The following is a 19,817-nucleotide window of genomic DNA, read 5'->3' on the forward strand; positions in this document are numbered from 1 at the left end:
AGATGAAATATAATAAATTAAGAAAAAGTCTTTACTTTATATCTAATTTGGCCATACCCCCTAATGATAAAATCAATCAAGGACTTGGTACATTGTTAGACTCTTACGAAAATAAATTTAATAATGACCTAGCTCTTGAATTAATTAAAAATCATATTAGACACTTTCATTTCTTAGAGACTCTTATGGATTTAAATTTGGATAGCTATGAAGAAGTTTGTAATAAGATTAATGATCAATTTAGTTTAGAAGAAAATAGAATATTTTACGATGAATTTAGGATTTATGCTGTCAAGACCTATTTTTCGCATCCATTAGTTTTGACTGAATTGGATTTACTATATAATGGATGTGATTTAAATAAGGTTATGAGAACTCATGAGGATAGAATGATTTTAGATTCTATTATAGAAAATGACTAGAATAGATAAAATAGCTATAGTCACTGGTGCAGGGGGAGGGATTGGCTTTTCCATAGTTAAAAACTTAATTCATAGTGGATACTTAGTTGAGGCCTGTACAAAGAGGAATATAGATCAATTGCTTTCCTTTAAGGAAAATATTGATAAAGAATTAAAAGAGAATTTAAAAATTAGAACGTTTGATATAAATAATTTTAATAATGTTAAGGAGAATATATTATCAATATATAAAACTAAAAAGAGGATAGATATTTTAATAAATTGTGCAGGAATTCCGCACGGAGGATTATTCAATTTAACTAATATTGAAGATGCTAAGCAGATATTTGATACGAATTTCTTTTCACAATTATACTTAACCCAATTAGTATCAAGATTAATGGGTAGAAATAAACAAGGAGTTATTATTAATATTTCTTCAGTTACAGCTTTTAGGAATGACCCTGGAACATTAACATATGGATCATCAAAAGCAGCCTTGAACTATGCAACCAAAATTCTTGCTAAGGAACTTTCTTCAACTGGTATTAGAGTTAATGCTATAGCACCAGGCATTACAAACACGCCTATGCTAAGCCTTATGGACGAAAAAGCTTTAACTAGTCAACTATCAGACAGTTCCAATAAAAGCATTGCAGAACCTAGTCAAATAGCTTCGCTTGTGTCTTTTTTATGCTCAGATGAGTCATCTCATATTAATGGTCAGATAATAAAAATTGATGGTGGACAAGGCTAATGAACTATAAAGAATTTAATTACAACCAATTAAAAGAGGATGCTTATTCTGTTAGAAAAAAAATATTAGAGCTTTCTTATAAATCAGGTGGTGGACAGCATATAGGTGGAGGTCTTTCAATGGTTGAAATAATGTGTTACTTATATGGATATAGATTAAATATTAGTCCAGATAATCTTACAGAAATAGATAGAGACCGCTTTATATTGTCCAAGGGACATGGAGTGCTAGGTTTTTATCCAATCCTTAATCATTATGGAATAATTAATGATGAAACTTTAAATACATATAAACAACAAGATTCTGAACTAATTTCTCACCCGATAAAAAATTATAATCTTGGAATTGAATCTTCTAATGGAAGTCTTGGTCATGGTTTATCATATGGTTTAGGAATAGCTCATGGCTTAAAGTTAAAAGAAATTAATTCTAAGGTATTTATTTTAATGGGTGATGGTGAATGTAACGAAGGATCAGTTTGGGAAGCTGCAATGTCAGCTAGCACTTTAAAAATAGACAATTTAATATTAATAATTGATTTTAATAAGTATCAGAGTGATGGGAAAACACAAGAAATTATCAATCAAGATCAATTAGCTGCAAGGTGGTCTTCATTTGGTTGGAATGTTATAGAAGTAAATGGACATGATTTTTTATCAATAGATAATGCCTTTCAGAATAAAATGTTAATTGGATCTCCCAATCTCATATTAGCCCATACAATTAAAGGTAAAGGGGTTGATTTTATGGAGAACAACAATTCTTGGCATCATGGAAGACTTACCGAAAATTTGTTTAATGAAGCAATAAATATTCTAAAAAGATGATGCCAATTTTAAATAAGAATTTATCTAGACAGTGGTCAAGAATAGGTCAAAGAGGAATTTATGGCCAAAGTCTTTTATCTTTGGCAAATGACAATACCAATATATTTGCAATCTCAGCAGATTTGGGTAATTCTTCTGGTTTAGATAGATTCAAACAAAGTTTTCCAGAAAGGTTTATTAATATAGGTATTGCTGAACAAAATATGATTGGTTTCTCATCTGGATTATCCACTCTAGGTTATAACGTTTTTGTTTCTAGTTTTGCTCCATTTATTACTATGAGAGCGTGCGAACAAGTAAGAATGAATCTTGGATATATGCAGTCTAACGTCAAAATAGTTGCTATAGGAAGTGGTCTTTCGATGGGGTTTTTAGGTAATTCACATTTTGGTATAGAAGATATATCTATTGTTAGGTCAATTCCTAATATCCCTATTATTTGCCCATGTGATTGTTTTGAAGTTTATAAATCCCTAGAAGCATTATCTAATTACCAAGGCCCTGCCTTTTTAAGATTAACCGGAGGTTCTCCAGCTTCATCAATATATAAAGAAGACTATGAATTTGAAATTGGTAAATCAATTACCCTTAAGGAGGGTAAAGACATTTTGATTTTATCTCATGGAAGTATTCTTTCTAATGTTATTAAAGCTTCAGAGAAATTGGAAGATAATTACTCTATCTCCTGTCATATAGAAAATGTTCATACATTAAATCCTATCGATGATAAAATATTTTCTATTATAAAACAATATCAAACTATAATTACTATCGAGGAACACTCTATCATTGGGGGATTAAGTTCAATTATTTCTGATTCATTACTTTCGTTTAAAAATGATGTTAGTAACCATATAAAAATAAATTTACCAGATAGCTTTCTTAAATCTGGTACATATGAGCAATTGTTAGAAAAATACTCACTCAGTAGTGATAAAATCTATTCTAGAATTGTTCATGAATATATAGAGACTAATAATTGATATTATTAAATGGAAAATAAACGATTTAAAGCATTAGTTGTTCGACGAAGTATAGAAAAAGATTATAGTTTTAAATTAGAAGATAAAAACTTATCTGAGTTGCCTGATAAAGAACTTCTTGTTAGAGTCTATTATTCTTCTATAAACTATAAGGATGGAATGTCATGCTTAGGTAATCCCTCAATAACAAGAAGATACCCTCATACCCCAGGAGTTGATGCAGTAGGGGTTGTTGAAGAAAGTAATAATTCCGAATATAAAATAGGAGATAAGGTAATTGTTATTACTTACCCATTAGGTATGAATATATCAGGAGGCTTTGGAGAATATATTAGAGTGCCATCTCAATGGGTCCAAAAGTTGGATTTTAATTTAAATATGGAAGAAGTAATGGCTTTCGGGACAGCAGGATTTACCGCAGCATTAGCTATATATAAAATATTAAATAGAATTGATACATTTAATCAGAAGGATTTCATTGTCTCAGGAGTTACAGGAGGTTGTGGTAGTATAACTGCTTCAATTTTAAATAAACTTGGTGCTAATGTTACAGGGGTTATTAGACAAAATAAATTAAAGAATGATTTTTTGGAAATACTCCAATTAAAAGAAACTATTCATTATGATACCTTCATAAATAATACTAAACAAAATTTAGCTATTCCAAAGTGGGATGGAGGTTTTGATTATGTGGGAGGTATAATACTTAATTCAATAATCAAGAGTATAAGAACTAATGGTAATGTTACTATTGCAGGAATGGTTAACTCTTCTAGTCTAAATACTTCTTTATTACCATTTTTTCTTAGAGGCATTACTTTGTACGGAATTAATGCAGAAGAATCATCATTTTCATTAAGGTCAGAAATATGGCATCTTCTTAGTTCTAGCTGGAAACCAAATAATTTAAACAAATTATATAAAGTTGTAGAATTAAATGATTTACCAGAAACATTACATGAATATCTTGAAGGTAAGGTAACAGGTAGAATAGTTATTCAACATGAAAAATAAATATGAGTTTAAAGTTTACTAAGCCCATCATCTCTGATCAACTTGATATACTAGAACCTTTTCTTTTAATTGATTCTATTAAAATTGATATTGCTAACCAGAAAGCTATTGCTAAAAGAGCAATAGACCATAATGATTGGTTTTTTAGTTGTCATCTACCCAAAACCCAAGTTATGCCAGCAACTCTGATTATAGAAGGAATGCTCCAAACTATGGCAATGTTGATCTATAAGTCTATAGATCACAAATTTAATAGAGCATATATTGTTGATATAAGATCTAAATTATTAGCTTCAATAACTCCAAAGGATAAAGAGATAATTTATACCGCCACTTTAATTTCATCTAAAAGAGGAATTACTAAAGGTTATGTAGATGCTAAATATAAGGATGAGAAGAAATCAGAGGGTAATTTTATTTATGCTTCCCCTCACCTTATGAATATTCCTTCTAATACGATATAATTTCTTTATCTTAGTTAATAAAATGATTAATAAAGATATTATATTTAACTTATTGGATGATTCCTTTAATAATTTAGGAGATTCAGAACATATTTGGTTGTCTTTAGATTTAGTCAATATACTTATCCCTTTAAAGATCAAAAAGAAAACTGAGATTGAAGAAACATTAGAATTTATTGTTTCTTATTTACAGAATAATATTCTTCTTTCTACTATTATAATACCCTCATTTACTTTTGATTTTCCGAAATCTAGGATATTTCATACTCATCAAAGCAATCCATCTTTTGGATCCTTTTCCCGATACCTTTTTGAGAGAAGAGATATTTCTAGATCAATCCACCCTTTCTATAGTTTTTTTGTCTTTGGAAAAGATAAAGACAAATTTCTTGATCAAACCTCATCCCTTACAGATAGTATAGGCAATAAATCTGTATTTAATTATATTAATACTCATAAATTCAAAATTCTATCAATAGGTCATCACTATGTTTCAGCATTAACACCTATTCATCATACCGAATACCTAATGGATGCTGATTATCGAGAATTAATTTCATTTAATGGTAAATTAATTGATCCAGTACAAGATTATTCTAAAGAAGGTACCTTTTTGTTTTATGGAAGAAAGAGAGATAGATGTAAATTTTCTGGAGTTACTAAAGACGCTGTATTGCAATATCTAGATAATTCTATTTCAAACCAATTTATTTATACACGATCATTTTACCCAATTGGATATTATACTTTAGATTTGCACCTGTCAAATAAATATACATTAGAGAATCATAATAAGAGAAATATTTTATTTGATATGATAAATAATTTAGGAGATAACAACTCTGAAGTTATTTCAAAGGATTTGTCTGTACAATTATATAATAAGTTGATAAATGATTCTACTTAATGATAGGCTAATCTACTATTATTCTATTATATTACAATTAACTTAGATTTTGTAGCTTATTATAAATATTCTTATCTTTAAATCTTTATTAAGTAAATGTCCTTGCCCTTACAAGTTAAAATTATTAAATAATATTTATAAGCTGTTCTAGCAGAAAATTATTCATTTTTACCTATTACTTTATATTCCTTTTAAAGAGTTTCTTCCATGTTGAAGTTTTAATTCCAGCATCCTTTCTTTTAGTCGTTGTTCATTTTTTATTAAGCGTGTGCCTATCCATACAACACCTATGCCAAAAAGGGTAGGAATAGTAATTGAAGGAAGTTTTGAGAGATAGCTCATATTTAAATTATCGCATTGAACTTTAATTTCGCTATGAATCTTATTTTGATTTAATTTCATAATAGATTAAAAAGTTAACTGTCCTTTTTTGACTAAAATGGTTTGACCACTTTTAATTCCTATGAGCAATCTTTATTTTGGACTAGTATTTTTAGTTGGCTTAGTTGCTACAGGCTTGTTATTGGCTTTTATTTTTTCTAGATCAGGAACTTCAAAAGAGGTTTTCCAAGCTATAGACGGCTCAACGTTCTCTACCAAAAAAGCTTGTAATGAGTATGAATTCCTTTATAGTAAATTGAGATTTCTTTATGAAGAAGCACCTACTTCATATCAGAGAGATAAAAAAAAATTGCAAGGACTTAGCTTAGGATTTGTAAAACAGATAAAGAGCAATGGCTTTAAAGATCCTAACGCATTAATTAGTAATAAAGAACAATTTAAAAAATTGGTTGAATTACTTGATGTATCTGATATGCCTAATGATTATCTAGAGTAATAAAAGACTTTTTTGTGGTTAGATATTATTTTGTTAGAAACCTAAACAATTTAAATATCTTATAGGAAAACTAGGAAAACAAGGGTTAGTTCTAGTTTAAATTTAACCTATCTAGTCTTTACCTAGTATTTTAGATGATTTAATATAACTTCTATTTAGTTATTATGTAAAATCTTTTGTGTTAAATAGACTTGTTTTTTTATTTTCATAACTTCAGTTTTTGTTATGTAAGGTTTAATACTATAATATTAGATTGAGAATTCAATTCTATTCCCTCGATAGGAAAAAGATAGGAATTTATGATTAATTCATTTATTAATTGAATCGCCTTTCTTTTGAAAGAGAACTATGAACTCTTGGCTTTAAATTCCATGATTTGTTTTTAACATTGATTTTGCCTGAAGGGTTGACAGAGCAATAGCCCCTTGGTAGTATGCATGTACTACTAAGGGGCTATTGCTCTGTCTTTTCGACTTATGCTATTTACCAAGTACCAAGTTGGAGTCTTCTAGTAGAACATCAATTGGACAAAAGCAATGTTTCAAAGTTCCACCAACAAAATATCACCTCAAAAGCGATACCCTGAAGAAGATGCATGGGAATATATTGAAGAAAGAAAACTAAAGCGATCATATTCATCTTGTGTTTGCATGACATGTAATTATTTTGACTACTCTTGTGATAGGCATTGTCGAACTCTCCTGATTTGCAGAATTCAAGAAAGACTTATACCTCATGGAGACCACTTAATTAGTAGATGTCCACTTTGGAATAAACCAATACAACCTTTAAAGTATGATTATCCAGACGCAGCTTAATAGATATTTAAGACCATCTCTCTTTATGTATTATTGAATGAATTTCATTCACAATAGATTTCTATTTTTCATTGATCTTAAACGAGATCTCTTTTGATATTGTTAATACCTAATTATTGCTTAGAATAGATCCATCTAGTCTTTTATTCTATTGCGGACCAAAAATTTACTAATAATAAGAGCCTAACGCGATTTGAAAATAATCAACCTAATGCAAGATCTATTTTAATTAATCATACAGTACAAATGAATTACTAATTAAAATATCTTAAATATAATATTTAACCCTTAAAATAACTATAAGTATTAAAAATACTTTGTAGAGTTAAAATTATAACCTGATAGTGATATTCTTTATTTCATAGAGCTATTCTTTAATTACCTCTATGAGAGTAGCTATCTTTTCTGACTATACTTTACTTTATTATGGAATCCATTAATCATGGTTCAGACCCTTTAAAAGATTTTACCGATAAACAATTATCTGATCTAGAGGAATCTATTGATATTTTGGAACAAGAAGATGCCAATATGATATGTCAAGACTTAGAGGATAAAAAAAGAATGATATCTACTAAGAAACCTTTTATGAGACTCCGAAAATCACCAGTTGAAATTTTTAACCGTCTTTTATTTTTAGTATTCCTTGGTAGTTTTATATTTTCATTTTTCTTAGTTTACAACTATAATTCCTGGTGTTTTTTCTTTTATTTAATTAGCGCTTTCTCTTGTATTTTATATACACCAAATAGAAAAGCTATTAAGGAACTATTAGATGCTTGGCCAAATATCTTAACCCTTATAAAGAATAAAAATTAATATAATATTTTTAATTTTGGATTTAATGATTTAGATAAATTTAAATGAACTTTACAACTATGCACTAAATTATAGACTAATGAAATATCTATTTATTCATGAAAAAATTAGTTTTGGTTCTACTAGCTATGATGGCAATCCCTAGCATTGTCAAATCAGATAGTTATTATTTGATTCTTTCTAAAAAAGGAACTGGTTTAGAGAGGATAGAGATGACGGATCTAAGTGAATGTGAGGAGCTAGGAGAACAATGGTCAAATGTTTCTGGAAGACATTCTTTTGTATGTCTTGAAGCAACAAAATAAGTAACTAACCTTAGCCATATAATTCTTAATAGTTCAAGTTCCAACTACCATTACATTATTTATTAAATAGGATAGCTAAAATCCATTTACTTATCAATTATAGAATCAAACTATATTATAAGTTAATGATCTATCTGCTGAGAATTTATATAGTTGAATGATGATCTTTTACAAGAGTGTAAATAAATAAGTTTTTTAAGTCATATTATATTTACTTTCCACTGACTTAATCTTTGTCATAAGTAAATATGTAATACAAGCTCCAAGCAACTCCACCTATTAAGAGAAGGACCATCAAATTCACCGACCAAACAATTTCGTTAACCATTCCAAAATCACTTTTTAGTTTTGTTCTAACGTATTAATTACGCAACTGTTGCTTTTTGTTGTTGCATTGATAAATGGTTTTTATTCTATAACATTCTTAAACAAGCATTCTCTTGATTCTGGATTTACGAAAAACAGGTGTTTTTACTCTTTTAGGTACTATTAATAATAATTAGTATTTAATTAGGAGTCCAAGCTCGGTAGGAAACAAATAAGGGCTGGACTCAAAGGGGGGCATCGAAATACGCCCCCCTTCTACATGCCAATCACTGGTTTGAGAAAATGATCGAGGGTTTAGTCAAATTAAAGAAATAAACTGGCTTTTAAGCAGTTAATCAAATATGTCATTAGTAAGCTCGTAAATAAATAATTGAGATTGCAGTTAAAGAAGAGTTTTCAATTGCCTGGCAAAAATTGTTTGTTGTTAATCGAGCTAAGAATAGTCTCACTAAAGTTCATTTATGAGGATTAGCACAAAGTTTATTTAAAAATTACCTTGAGCATTTTGAAGTATGAGATGCTCTGCATAGCTTTATTTTCTATCAAATGCAGCTTTACCTAGTTGACGCACAATTCCCAAATATCGAGAACCAAATAGCTGCTTATAAGCAGTTTGTAGATGTTTGGGAGAGCGGTGAAATGGCTAAACAGGATAAATTTGAAGGCTTTGAAATGCTATTTCGTGTACACGCTCCAGGGGAAGGACGTGTAGTTCTACTTTGCAAAGCAAGTAGTGATAAGGAATTGTTTTCTCATTTCGCCCCATGGCGCGCAAAATTTGGAATTCATATGGAGATGAGTCCAGTTATAAGTTGCCAGAATGTGGTTGACTACCACAAAGATCTATTTCAGAAAATGGGTTAGGTTATAAATCAAGAAAATAGCGGAAAAATATTTCATATCTACTAAATCAATTTTAGGAGATTATTCCTAGAGGCCAAGAATAAACGAGTATGTTTTTAATACAGGCTAAAAACTCACTGCCATAGATGGTGCAGCAAAAGATCTTCAATGCTACATGTAGTGTTACATCTGTTTGTCAGTCTCATGATTCTTGCTATGTTTATCTTATTGGCTGGGTGATGGGGATCCCTCAGCTTTCAAAATTCTCTCTTAAATAAGAGATTTATTATTCTTTATTAATGAGTTTTATATTTGATTTTAAGTTATTTAAGTATATTTATTTAATGTTATATCTACAAGCTAAGCCTTAAAAAAAACTTCTATTAGCCAAAAATGATTGTTATTTTAGAGTAAATTTTTATGTTTTTTTTCATATTCGAGTGTCTGTTCTACCGCTTTCTTCCATTCTCCTGGTTCAAATTGCTTAGCATATCCGTGCCCCGGTAATAACCATCTTACATCTAGATTTAAAAGCCTTTTGACAGATTTCAATTGTTCAGTCCAATTCCACCAACAGTATTCTTTAGAAGCAACTAATACTTCCTTTTTTGGATTCCACCAAAGGTGGTCCCCACTGAAAAGTATTTGTTTTTGATCACCAAGTACAGCAACTATAGAACCTTTGGTATGCCCTGGAACAGGAATCAATGTGATTTGATTTCCAATAGAAATTAAATCCATTCCTATTAATTGGTTTTCTGATTCAGGAGCCGCATCCATATCGTCTTTATGAATCCATCTTTCACATTTGAATGCTTTAGACCATTTAGCATGATCGGCCACATCATCTCGATGAGTTAGAACCATTTGATCGATTCTTCCCATTTTATCTATTGTCTTAGCAAGTGAAGTACTCCATCGAGGTGAATCAATTAATATATTGCCTTCGGGTCTAACAATCAGCCAACTACTTGCACCAAAACTAAGGCTGGAACTCCAACCACAGTAATACACCTCACCTGCAAAGTTTTTTGCCACAAAGATTGGGAAAATATTATTAGAGACATTGGAAATGATATCTGTGGGAGCACCAATTGCTCCGACAGGGCAATCAGTAAGAGCTAAAATAGCTTTATAAATTTCTTTTTCTTGAATTGGTTGCTTATGAACGAAAGCAGTATTAGCGTTTGTTTGCGAAAAGTTTTTAGGGGCAATTTGCCAGCAACTTCCGCAGTTTATACAGCTTGCATCAACAAAAAATGGTCCGACTACATTTTGACTTAAACGCTTATTCTTGTTAGCCATTGGGGGTTAAAACTTTATATAAAATTTGAGTAACTCTGTTTAAAAGCAAAGTTATTTTTCTGAATAGTTTAATACATACAATCTTGAGTTCATTTTAAATAGCTCATGAGTTTTGTATCACATTTCTTTTCTAGATAATATTTCAAAGCCTGCTATTAGTTTAAGCAGCATTACAGTCTGTATTTTCTTTATTCCACATTTGTGAAATTATTCTGCTAGAAAGCTGTCTATGTACATTCTTTGAGGTGAGGTTGGATTCATATTTTTTTGCTCTGACTCTTGCAGCACCATCTAAAAATCTATCAATGATCATATCAAATTCATTTTGATTCATCTGTTTAATTGCTGGGGACCAACCTTAGCCTTCAAAAAAGGTCTTTCAAGTCCGTCAATACACCTATTTCTTCGACTGAGAGAATGACTGAATCTAGTAATAATGCCTGCAATTTCATTCAGCTAAAATTTTTAAAATTATATCCACCTTAAGATTTTTTTTTAATAGTAAATAAATGTGCTTTTCTTGGTAATAAAATACCAATGAAAATTTTGTAATGCTTTTCTAGGAAATTGGAGGAGTGTTAACTAGTCTTAAAGTTGGGATATGAATGATTTATTTCCAGACATCTTCGGCTTTTTAGCCGCTTTATTAACGTCAATTGCATTTCTTCCTCAGGTAATTAAGATTTGGAAGACCAAGAATGCTGAAGATATATCGATCACAATGCTTGTAATTTTCATCAGTGGACTTTTATTTTGGATTATCTATGCAATTAAAAAGAATGATCTACCAGTCTTACTTGCAAATCTTACTACTTTAGTTTTGAATAGTATAATTCTTGGTTTAAAATTAGTTTATAAAGTTAAAAGTAAAATATAAATATTATTGTGGCATCCTAAATGTTCATAATTTTTATTAGGAATATTAATAAAATGCTTATCTTTTATTTAATTAATAGACTAAAACTCTATATATTAGGTGTAATTATTTATCGATATTAAGAAATTTCTTTACAGAGATATTATTGGCAACACATTGACCTATAAGCTGTTGACCCTTTTTATTTGGGTGCCCATCTTTTAGGTAAAAATGATCACTAGTTAAAGGGCATGATCTAAGGTCTACCTTAGAGATAGAAGGATCTAAAAGTTGTAAAAAATTTTGAAGATCTGATTCTTTAGAAGCCATTTGATGATTAATCTTAACTGATTTAATACGGTCACTTTTGTTTGGTATTATAACCAGAATGATATTCTCTGGTTTATAAATAGTAGCTATTTTATTAAGAGCCTGGATTGAATTTTTTATTATAATTTCCTTTTTCTCTGGGATAGCAGTAATAATACCTGTCTTTTTTAGAAAGTTTGATGGATTATTATAAGTAATTTTTCTAATAACATCTTTTAGAATATTTTTTGCATATTTCTCTAAACCTGAAAGTGAACTACGCAATCCAAACTTATATTTTGATTTGGCAAAGGTGATTATTTCTTTAGAATTCATTTCTTTAGGTATATGCCACCAAGTAGCAGAAATTCCACATAGTTTTAGGTCGGTTACATAATAGGCTGAACATTTAGCATTTGAATGCATAATTGCATTCCTTCTATATATATCACTGGTTATAATTGAGAATATAGCTTTCTCTGCATTTAATCTTTTTTTTGCAAAGACCAAACTATTTGACATGTCAATGATTCCATAGCCTGGCATTGCTAGATTTATTGAATCTGTTCCAATATTACAAAGTTTGAATTGGAGATCTTTTGTCCAAGAAATTTTTGAGCCTTGACCTTCTGTGAATGAATCACCCGTTATAGCAACTATAGGATTTTTAGTTTCCAAATTACAGGAATAAGTATTGCGGAAACCATATTTATTAGTTTTAAAAGTATAATCATAAATTACATTTTTTCCATATACTGCTGCATGACGAATTGTTCTATTTGGAGTATATTTCCTTATTAGGTTTTCTTCATCTGTTTTTAAGGATCCTCCTCCTAAAAGCATAATCCTTCCATTTTGTTTCGGAAGATTTAATTGTTTCAGTATTAGGTCAGCGGCAGCTATTGGTATAAACATTGACAATAATATAAGCATTAATCTAATAAGAAATTCGTTTGTTTTCTTTTCCATTTTTAGTAAATTTGTATATAAGTGGATAAATTTTTAACCTTAGTAAGAAATTTGCTATTTAAACAGCAGTCATAAATATGCTATATCAGGGGCTCCCTTTTGTTGATTAAAAGTATCATAAAGTGATAGGATCGAATTGAATTTAATAGCTTTAAGGCTTTCCGATCAGGGTTTATTTTGTTATAGCAAGAGTTTTCGCTAGCTATAAAATGAGCCTACATGCTTAATATGATGATTATATATTTCTTTTATACCAGAAGGCCTTCGATAAAAATAAAGTGATGCCCTAAGCTGCTTAAATAAGGTATCTATTAAAGAGATCTATGCAAAAAACAATGTTGAGACCTATAGCATTTATAGCTTTTTTTGTAGTGTTAATCTCTTCGATCTTGTTTGTTGGAACTGTTAGGGTTGAGGCTAAGGGCCTTTCGGGATTGGCTAATTCTTCTATTTTAGAAAATGACAAGAATATGTCAGAAATAGGTTTAGATACACTTGGTGAAGAACAGATGTTAATTACCCAAGATAAAGATGAAAATATTAGTGGAACAAATCAAGAGTCTTATCCTGACTTAGGTGATGATCAGGTTTTCCCTTTTGTGGCAGGTTTGGATTCTTATGAATAACTTTAGATTCTAATAAGTATGTAAAAAAATCATCTTTTAAGATATCTTTAGGATATTCTTAACTAGTTAAACAAAAGAATTAGATGGCACTCAAAGATAAATTTCTTACAAGAGTTTTCAGTAGTGAAGGAACTGAGACAAGTCAGCAGAACTCAAATAAACCCATGAAGCCTACTAACATATTGCCAATCTTGCAAATAGGGATTGCAATTTTAATTGCTGGAATATGTATTGCTCCGATTGCTATAAACGTTATTAATCAAGGTGGTCTTTAAGACCGACCATGAATGTTAGCCATAGAATTATTATCTAAACCCTTTAGGGGCTAGTTTTTTAGGATTTGAAGTTTGATCCTTTTTATAAAATTTAATTCTTCTTATTAAAGCTATACTCATTCCACTGATCAGAATTATTAAAAATATACTCATTGACCAAAGTACTAATGTGGTTGAGGATGGAAACGTAATGAGTAAAATCTTTTTTGTAACTAAATAGTTCATTGCTTTCAATTAAGGTCTCTTTTAAAATTTGCTAGGAATTAGAATTTAGATTCTAAAAAAATATAAACAAAAACTTTGCAAACTTAATCAAAAATAGAATTAGCTTATTTTAAGCATGATGGTTTTGATTGTCATTGTATATAATAGTTGTGATTATGTATTAAACTTTATTCAATCTAATATCTTTAATAAATTGAATAAATAGATCTTTTCACTTTTTTATAAGCTGTTCTAATTTTCTTCTCGTTTCTTCTAAACCATTATTTTTTGCTTCAACCATATTTTCCTTAGTGGGCTTAAGAGTCTTAGAGATCCAATAAATCTGAAGACTAAAAAAGCTTATTCCAAATAACACTAAAGCCATGGTGCCTGGAGGTAGATTATGCATTAGATTTAAAAATATAAACATAGAACTTTAATTTATATACTTTAATTCTAACTAATTACCCTTAGCTAGTTATTTAATTTTCTGTGCTGAAAATATTTTATTATATATATAATAAAATAGATTTAGGTCCTGAAACCTAACATTCATTAACTGATTTTCTATTATTAGATTGAATAAGTTCCAAAGTTTAAATTGAATCATATGTTATTCATTTTAACGATTTAATTTAGTTAAGAGTAAGTTCATCTAAATCACTTTTAGAAAAATCGAAGTAGTTACATGTATAAGCAATATCATCTAGAATTTCATCTTTTAATTCATCAATGTTAATTTTAGAGATAAGCGGGTTTTTCACAAATTCACCTTTGGTTTCACCTAGTGCAAATTTCAGAGCACCTTCTTCAGAAATGCCAAAACCAGTTGTGTTGCAAAATGTCTTAGCAAACTTTTTCGAGACTTTATTTTCTAGAGATGAAATTTTCTTGTCTATATCTTGAGCTGCTATGGCTGCTGAAGTAGAACAAAGAGTAATAAGTGTGATTAAAAAGGCAAGAAGAATTCTTTTCATTGTTTTTTGTATATCATAATCATATTTTATTTCCTAGACCTTAGTTCTTCAACAATAGAATCCCATTTCTTTCCAGCTTTAATTTCTTCTGCTCGTTTGATCCTGTTTTTAAGTGAGGAAAGAAATGCTCTTAGGCGTTTTTGTAAGCTCTTCATGAATCCATATTCAAGTCTAAAAGATACCTTTGCTAAGGATTAGTTTCTGGCTAATAGTTAGGTGTGTTACTGCTATGAATTTCATTTATATTTTAGCTATGATACTTAGGAAGTACTTTTCTTGAAATACTCTTTGACTGATAAACCTCTTGCTAGTAATTAGCTTTGATAATTATGCGTTGTTAATTTGATTGAGGAATCTCCTGCTCCTTTCTTCTTTTGCATTTGAAAAGAATATCTCTGGCGAAGAAATTTCTACAATTTTGCCAGAATCCATGAATAAAATTCTATCGCCTACTTCCTTTGCAAAGTTAATTTCATGAGTAACTACAACCATGGTCATACCTTGTTTTGCAAGAGTGCGCATAGCATCTAGTACTTCATTGACACGCTCTGGATCTAGTGCACTAGTAGGCTCGTCAAATAAAAGTATTTCGGGGTTTAAGGCCAGAGCCCTTGCTATAGCTACTCTTTGTTGTTCACCTCCACTAAGTTGACTTGGATATTTTTTCGCTTGTGCAGCTATACCCATTTGATGTAGAAGTTCTAATGCCTGCTTTTCAGCATCTGCTCTTTGACGGTTTTGTACTTTAATAGGGGCAAGAGTTATATTCTCAATAATAGATAGGTGGGGGAATAAATTAAATTGTTGAAATACCATTCCAACTCTTCGTCGAATTCTGCGGATTTTTTGATCATTATTACTTCTTGGATTAATTGTAATATCTAGTATTTTTAAATTTCCAGAATCAAAGCTCTCTAGCCCATTAAATGTACGAATTAGCGTGCTTTTTCCTGACCCTGAAGGCCCCATTACAACAAGAACTTCTCCATGGTTTATGTCAATAGAAACATTATCAAGAGCATGAAAACCTCTGGTGTACGTTTTAATTAGATTATTTGCTTTTATAACAGTTTTCATAGTGAATTAGAGATTTGATCTATTAGTAGACATATTTAATTCGATATGTCTAGCTAAAAGTGCCATTATGGTACAAACAATCCAGTAAACTAAAGCGAGCCAAATATATACCTCTATGTAATGGCCTATGAATTGAGGATTGGCAAGTAGACTTCTGCCTATACCAAGCAGCTCTACTAATCCTAAAATAGCCATTAAAGAAGTGTTTTGAAGAAGTCCTATTGCTTGATTAGTTAAAGCTGGCAAGGCCACTTGGATGGCCTGGGGCAAAATTATATAACTTGTTATTTGGTACTGATTCAATCCAAGTGCTTTCCCAGCTTCAAATTGGGTTTTTGGTATCGATTGCAATCCACCCCTAATATCTTCAGCTATATATGCTGAGACAAATAATGTAAAAGCAAGAACTGCTCTCCATACCCGACTAATTTCTAGCCCTACTGGTAGAAATAAAGGTATTAAAAGTTGACCAAAGAAGAGAACTGCAATTAGCGGGACAGATCTCATTGAATCAATATATACTGAGCTGACTTTTTTAATTATTGGTAATTTACTTTGCCGCCCAAGAGCTAATAATATTCCAAGTGGTAATGAAAATAATGAACTAGTTGCTGTTAGTAAAATAGTTAGAGTTAGGCCACCCCAATATCTACTTTCAACATGTAAAAGTCCAAACCCTCCTGAGAGGAGATAAATTCCTAGAGGTGTAATACTAAACCATGCAAAAGGTAATATTTTCCGAAGCCATAACCATCTAGAATCCAAAAGAGTTGCTAGTGTAATAATTACTATAAAAAGAATCCAAAGAGCTGGCCTCCATCTTTGTTCTACAGGAAAACTACCGTATAAAAATAAAGGAAAATTTTGTAATATTACGCTCCAATCAGCACTAGTAAATATCCAATTAAATCCTAGTATTAGGCTGAAGCTTCCTCCTAATATAATAGTTACAGTTATTATTTTATCGAATAGATTTGAAAAAATTAGCCTTCTTAATTCCTTGATTATTTTTTGTCTTATTCTCATGAGAGTTATTTTTATGGTTAATAATTTTTACGTGAATTAAGGATGCTAGAGTTAAAGAACTCCATTCCATAGCTAATAATTAGATTTAAGAACAAAAAACTTAGAAGTAATATTATAAATCCTTCTATTGATCTACCTGTTTGAGTTATTATGGTATCATTTATCGCATAAATATCTGCAAAGCCAATTGCTATTGCTAAAGTGCTATTTTTGGCCAGATTCAAATATTGACTTGTTAGCCCTGGGAGGATTGCAGGTAATGCTTGAGGAATTATTACTGTATAAAGACCTGTCCTGTCAGATAATCCAAGACTTCTAAATGCTTCCCATTGTCCAAGAGGCACAGAGTTAATTCCACCACGGACAACTTCCGCAATATACGCACCTGTAAATACACTTAGGCCAATTAATAACGCTAAAAATTCAGGGGATATTTGTAAACCATAAATATTTAAACCTTGATTGGAAATTCTGAATATATTTCCAAAGGGACTAATTACATTGGTCTTTAGGCCCAAAAAACCTACAAAATACCAAAAAAGAAGTTGTAATAATAAAGGTATTTGACGAATTAAAGTGATATAAGTTGCTGATACAAGATTAAGTAGTTTATTTTTACCTACTCTCGCTAGACCTACAAATACTCCGATAAAGGTTGCTAATAATAGAGACCCAGTAATTATCTTAAGACTGTTAATCCATCCCATAAATAAAGCCCATGCATAACTATCTGATGGAGAATATGAGAGGGGAGCGTCGGCTAAAGCAAAACCTGCTGGTTGAAATAGCCATTTAAAATTAAAACCAAGTCCAGTTCTATTTATATTTATAATAAGATTATTAATAAGGATACAGGTAAGAGAAATTATTAATAAAATAGTAAATAACTGTATTAACTTTTCACTTGATATTTTCATTTTACATTAATTAATTAAAAGGAGGAGATATAAAAAGCCCTCCATTCTTGTATAGCCTATTAAACCCTCTTGAAATAGGTACTTTACTATTTGGGCCAAGATGTCGATTGTAAATTTCACCATAATTACCGGTAGAACTTATTACCTTCACAACAAAGTCATTAGCTAATCCTATCTTTTCTCCAAGTCCTCCTTCGACGCCTAAAAATCTTCTCAATGGTTTCATTTGTGGATTGTTTTTTGCAAACTGAAGCTTTTGATTAATGTTGCTTTTTGATATCCCTAGCTCTTCAGCAAAAATGAGAGAGTAGACGACCCATCTCATTGCATCACTAAGCTTTTGGTCTTCTCCATTAGAGGCAGGAGCAAGAGGCTCTTTGCTTAGTATATCGCTAAGTATAATGTGGTTTTTTGGATTTTTAAAACCAGACCTTGCAGCTGCCAATTGAGAACGATCTGATGTCATTGCTGTACATCTACCTTGCAAATAACCTGCCACTACTTGATTCAGGTCTTGATACTTAATAGGTGTATAAGGAAGTAATAATGCTTCAAATGCATCATTAATATTTTGTTCTGTTGTTGTACCTGAACCAACGCAAATTGCTTTATTTGAAAGCTGTTTAATGCTTTTTATACCACTACTTTTCTTAACCATTAGGCCTTGGCCATCATGAAAAATAACAGGTGCAAATGTTAATCCGTTCCCTCCTGTGGCATCTCTACTGAGATTAAAAGTTGTATTTCTTGAGAGCAGATCAATTTCCCCAGTCCTTATTGCTGTAAACCTTTCAGCAGCTGTTAGTGGTCTATATTCAACTTTTTTCGAATCACCTAGGAATGCTGCCGCAAATGCTTTGCAAATATCCACATCTAACCCTTGAAGACTTCCATCACTTTCAAGAAAGCTAAAGCCAGGAATTTTCCCACTTACTCCGCATATAAGAGAATCGCGTTTTTTTATTAGTCCTAGTCTTGAAAAATTTTCATCATTTGTCGTTGCACAACCACTCATTAGTATTGACAAAGACATAATCCCTGAAATAAAGCGCTGCATTTCTCTTGATAAGTTCATATATATTATATTTAAAGTAATAGAGAACTGAAATTCTGTACTAGCTCCTTAATTATGCGTTGTGATTTTTAAGATTTGATTTAACCATTAAACAGCTTTTTAAATATGCTTATGCTAAGCGAGAATAATTTATATTATTAAGTATACTTTTAATCTTAAAGTCTAACTTCTCTTGTCCATTTAATTCAACTTTAAGCTATGAAGAAATAGCGTTCTTTTAAACTAATTTAAATATATAATTAGATAGAAAATTTCTCCTAAGATAAGTTTAAGTTTATTATATTATTCAAGATTAAAACTCACCTTTGATTATAAATGGAATTGCAATAAATGCAAAAGCAATTAAAAGGCTTGTACTTCTTAGGAAGTTGTTTAATGATTGGCTTTTCTTCTTTTCCTGTAATCTTATAAAAAAAGAAGAGAAATAGAAAATCAAGGCAAGAACTTCGCCAAGATATTGATACCAACTTAAATGTTCAATCCATCTTAAAATATTTGAATTAGTTAATTCAATCATTTTCTTTAACTAGATTTTTAATAATTGGCTTAGCACATTTGTTGCTAGTTGCAAATGGAGATCCACCTTTAATTGAATCCTTAGCAAAGCAATTGCAGTAATCTGAGGCTAATCGATTTCCATATAATTCTTTCACCTCAGAATTCATGCATTTATTATATTTAGACCTAAGCGCAAAACTGCACCCAGAAATTAAAATTAAAATCATCTGAAAAAATAGAAAAAGACGTAAGATTTTTATCACAACTTAAGACTTTATTAGGTGAAGAATCTTCTCAATAAAGCCCTGGGAAGAACCTAAGACAAAAAGAATAATTCCTATTATTACAGCAATATAAGCTATATCGTAGATTAAATCTGTAGAGCTATATTTTTTTTTGC

Annotated in this window: 28 protein-coding genes; 15 read left to right on the forward strand and 13 right to left on the reverse strand. The window is 30.5% G+C overall.

Annotated features, from left to right (window positions below):
* The first annotated feature begins 2 nt into the window (after positions 1-2).
* The 7 genes from O5636_RS00390 to O5636_RS00420 are packed head-to-tail and all read left to right on the forward strand — an operon-like array spanning position 3 to position 5,353.
* Positions 3-422 (forward strand): hypothetical protein, encoded by a 420-nt coding sequence (locus O5636_RS00390; RefSeq protein ID WP_269622653.1) that lies wholly within the window; start codon positions 3-5, stop codon positions 420-422.
* Entirely contained in the window at positions 415-1,158 is a 744-nt protein-coding gene (locus O5636_RS00395) for an SDR family NAD(P)-dependent oxidoreductase (protein WP_269622654.1), read from the forward strand. Before O5636_RS00390 ends, O5636_RS00395 begins: the two co-directional genes overlap by 8 nt.
* Positions 1,158-1,985, forward strand: a complete 828-nt coding sequence (locus tag O5636_RS00400) for a transketolase (RefSeq protein WP_269622655.1) — start codon at positions 1,158-1,160, stop codon at positions 1,983-1,985. Before O5636_RS00395 ends, O5636_RS00400 begins: the two co-directional genes overlap by 1 nt.
* A complete protein-coding gene (locus O5636_RS00405) occupies positions 1,982-2,968 on the forward strand; it encodes a transketolase family protein (protein ID WP_269622656.1) in 987 nt (328 codons plus the stop codon). The genes O5636_RS00400 and O5636_RS00405 overlap by 4 nt, the downstream gene beginning before the upstream one ends.
* A gap of 9 nt (positions 2,969-2,977) precedes the next feature.
* Positions 2,978-3,982, forward strand: coding sequence for a YhdH/YhfP family quinone oxidoreductase (locus O5636_RS00410; protein ID WP_269622657.1), 1,005 nt, complete (start codon positions 2,978-2,980; stop codon positions 3,980-3,982).
* Positions 3,983-3,984: 2 nt separating this feature from the next.
* The gene (locus O5636_RS00415) at positions 3,985-4,446 is read left to right on the forward strand and encodes a FabA/FabZ family ACP-dehydratase (protein ID WP_269622658.1); all 462 of its coding nucleotides are present in this window, start codon (positions 3,985-3,987) and stop codon (positions 4,444-4,446) included.
* Positions 4,447-4,468: 22 nt separating this feature from the next.
* Positions 4,469-5,353 carry an AAC(3) family N-acetyltransferase gene (locus O5636_RS00420; protein WP_269622659.1) on the forward strand — a complete coding sequence of 295 codons (885 nt, stop codon included), beginning with the start codon at positions 4,469-4,471 and terminating at the stop codon, positions 5,351-5,353.
* A 180-nt stretch (positions 5,354-5,533) separates the two neighbouring features.
* Here O5636_RS00420 and O5636_RS00425 read toward each other — a convergent pair whose 3' ends face one another.
* Positions 5,534-5,755, reverse strand: coding sequence for a hypothetical protein (locus O5636_RS00425; RefSeq protein ID WP_269622660.1), 222 nt, complete (start codon positions 5,753-5,755; stop codon positions 5,534-5,536).
* 61 nt (positions 5,756-5,816) lie between these two features.
* Between O5636_RS00425 and O5636_RS00430 the strand changes: the two genes are divergently transcribed.
* The 5 genes from O5636_RS00430 to O5636_RS00450 all read left to right on the forward strand — a co-directional run bounded on the left by O5636_RS00430 (position 5,817) and on the right by O5636_RS00450 (position 9,324).
* A complete protein-coding gene (locus tag O5636_RS00430; protein ID WP_269622661.1) occupies positions 5,817-6,191 on the forward strand; it encodes a hypothetical protein in 375 nt (124 codons plus the stop codon).
* Between the two features lie 536 nt (positions 6,192-6,727).
* Positions 6,728-7,009 (forward strand): galactose oxidase, encoded by a 282-nt coding sequence (locus tag O5636_RS00435; RefSeq protein ID WP_269622662.1) that lies wholly within the window; start codon positions 6,728-6,730, stop codon positions 7,007-7,009.
* 426 nt (positions 7,010-7,435) lie between these two features.
* Positions 7,436-7,828, forward strand: coding sequence for a DUP family protein (locus tag O5636_RS00440; protein ID WP_269622663.1), 393 nt, complete (start codon positions 7,436-7,438; stop codon positions 7,826-7,828).
* A gap of 98 nt (positions 7,829-7,926) precedes the next feature.
* Positions 7,927-8,133 (forward strand): hypothetical protein, encoded by a 207-nt coding sequence (locus tag O5636_RS00445; protein ID WP_269622664.1) that lies wholly within the window; start codon positions 7,927-7,929, stop codon positions 8,131-8,133.
* A gap of 873 nt (positions 8,134-9,006) precedes the next feature.
* Positions 9,007-9,324: a DUF3303 domain-containing protein gene (locus tag O5636_RS00450; protein WP_269622665.1), complete on the forward strand. Its 318-nt coding sequence runs from the start codon at positions 9,007-9,009 to the stop codon at positions 9,322-9,324.
* A 384-nt stretch (positions 9,325-9,708) separates the two neighbouring features.
* On the opposite strand, the gene O5636_RS00455 is transcribed toward O5636_RS00450, so the two are convergent.
* Positions 9,709-10,608 (reverse strand): MBL fold metallo-hydrolase, encoded by a 900-nt coding sequence (locus tag O5636_RS00455; protein ID WP_269622666.1) that lies wholly within the window; start codon positions 10,606-10,608, stop codon positions 9,709-9,711.
* Between the two features lie 160 nt (positions 10,609-10,768).
* A complete protein-coding gene (locus O5636_RS00460; protein WP_269622667.1) occupies positions 10,769-10,942 on the reverse strand; it encodes a hypothetical protein in 174 nt (57 codons plus the stop codon).
* 267 nt (positions 10,943-11,209) lie between these two features.
* Here O5636_RS00460 and O5636_RS00465 point away from each other — a divergent pair, with 267 nt between their 5' ends.
* The gene (locus O5636_RS00465; RefSeq protein WP_269622668.1) at positions 11,210-11,485 is read left to right on the forward strand and encodes a SemiSWEET family sugar transporter; all 276 of its coding nucleotides are present in this window, start codon (positions 11,210-11,212) and stop codon (positions 11,483-11,485) included.
* Between the two features lie 105 nt (positions 11,486-11,590).
* On the opposite strand, the gene O5636_RS00470 is transcribed toward O5636_RS00465, so the two are convergent.
* Positions 11,591-12,742, reverse strand: a complete 1,152-nt coding sequence (locus O5636_RS00470) for a hypothetical protein (protein ID WP_269622669.1) — start codon at positions 12,740-12,742, stop codon at positions 11,591-11,593.
* Between the two features lie 323 nt (positions 12,743-13,065).
* Here O5636_RS00470 and O5636_RS00475 point away from each other — a divergent pair, with 323 nt between their 5' ends.
* A complete protein-coding gene (locus O5636_RS00475) occupies positions 13,066-13,368 on the forward strand; it encodes a hypothetical protein (RefSeq protein WP_269622670.1) in 303 nt (100 codons plus the stop codon).
* An 83-nt stretch (positions 13,369-13,451) separates the two neighbouring features.
* Positions 13,452-13,643 (forward strand): hypothetical protein, encoded by a 192-nt coding sequence (locus O5636_RS00480; protein ID WP_269622671.1) that lies wholly within the window; start codon positions 13,452-13,454, stop codon positions 13,641-13,643.
* 436 nt (positions 13,644-14,079) lie between these two features.
* Here the strand turns inward: O5636_RS00480 and O5636_RS00485 are convergent, their stop codons facing one another.
* The 9 genes from O5636_RS00485 to O5636_RS00525 form a co-directional block, all read right to left on the reverse strand.
* On the reverse strand, positions 14,080-14,256 hold the full coding sequence (locus tag O5636_RS00485) for a hypothetical protein (RefSeq protein ID WP_269622672.1): 177 nt from the start codon (positions 14,254-14,256) through the stop codon (positions 14,080-14,082).
* 226 nt (positions 14,257-14,482) lie between these two features.
* Positions 14,483-14,824 (reverse strand): hypothetical protein, encoded by a 342-nt coding sequence (locus O5636_RS00490; RefSeq protein ID WP_269622673.1) that lies wholly within the window; start codon positions 14,822-14,824, stop codon positions 14,483-14,485.
* Positions 14,825-14,850: 26 nt separating this feature from the next.
* On the reverse strand, positions 14,851-14,979 hold the full coding sequence (locus tag O5636_RS00495; RefSeq protein WP_269622674.1) for a hypothetical protein: 129 nt from the start codon (positions 14,977-14,979) through the stop codon (positions 14,851-14,853).
* Between the two features lie 172 nt (positions 14,980-15,151).
* Positions 15,152-15,901, reverse strand: coding sequence for an amino acid ABC transporter ATP-binding protein (locus O5636_RS00500; RefSeq protein WP_269622675.1), 750 nt, complete (start codon positions 15,899-15,901; stop codon positions 15,152-15,154).
* A 6-nt stretch (positions 15,902-15,907) separates the two neighbouring features.
* Positions 15,908-16,927 carry an amino acid ABC transporter permease gene (locus O5636_RS00505; protein WP_269622676.1) on the reverse strand — a complete coding sequence of 340 codons (1,020 nt, stop codon included), beginning with the start codon at positions 16,925-16,927 and terminating at the stop codon, positions 15,908-15,910.
* A gap of 17 nt (positions 16,928-16,944) precedes the next feature.
* Positions 16,945-17,844 carry an ABC transporter permease subunit gene (locus O5636_RS00510; protein WP_269622677.1) on the reverse strand — a complete coding sequence of 300 codons (900 nt, stop codon included), beginning with the start codon at positions 17,842-17,844 and terminating at the stop codon, positions 16,945-16,947.
* Between the two features lie 10 nt (positions 17,845-17,854).
* A complete protein-coding gene (locus O5636_RS00515) occupies positions 17,855-18,901 on the reverse strand; it encodes an amino acid ABC transporter substrate-binding protein (protein WP_269622678.1) in 1,047 nt (348 codons plus the stop codon).
* 310 nt (positions 18,902-19,211) lie between these two features.
* A complete protein-coding gene (locus O5636_RS00520; protein ID WP_269622679.1) occupies positions 19,212-19,436 on the reverse strand; it encodes a hypothetical protein in 225 nt (74 codons plus the stop codon).
* Positions 19,429-19,584, reverse strand: coding sequence for a hypothetical protein (locus tag O5636_RS00525; protein WP_269622680.1), 156 nt, complete (start codon positions 19,582-19,584; stop codon positions 19,429-19,431). Before O5636_RS00525 ends, O5636_RS00520 begins: the two co-directional genes overlap by 8 nt.
* Positions 19,585-19,817: the final 233 nt, after the last annotated feature.

The sequence above is a fragment of the Prochlorococcus marinus str. MIT 0918 genome (assembly GCF_027359415.1).
Taxonomy (GTDB): domain Bacteria; phylum Cyanobacteriota; class Cyanobacteriia; order PCC-6307; family Cyanobiaceae; genus Prochlorococcus_E; species Prochlorococcus_E marinus_C.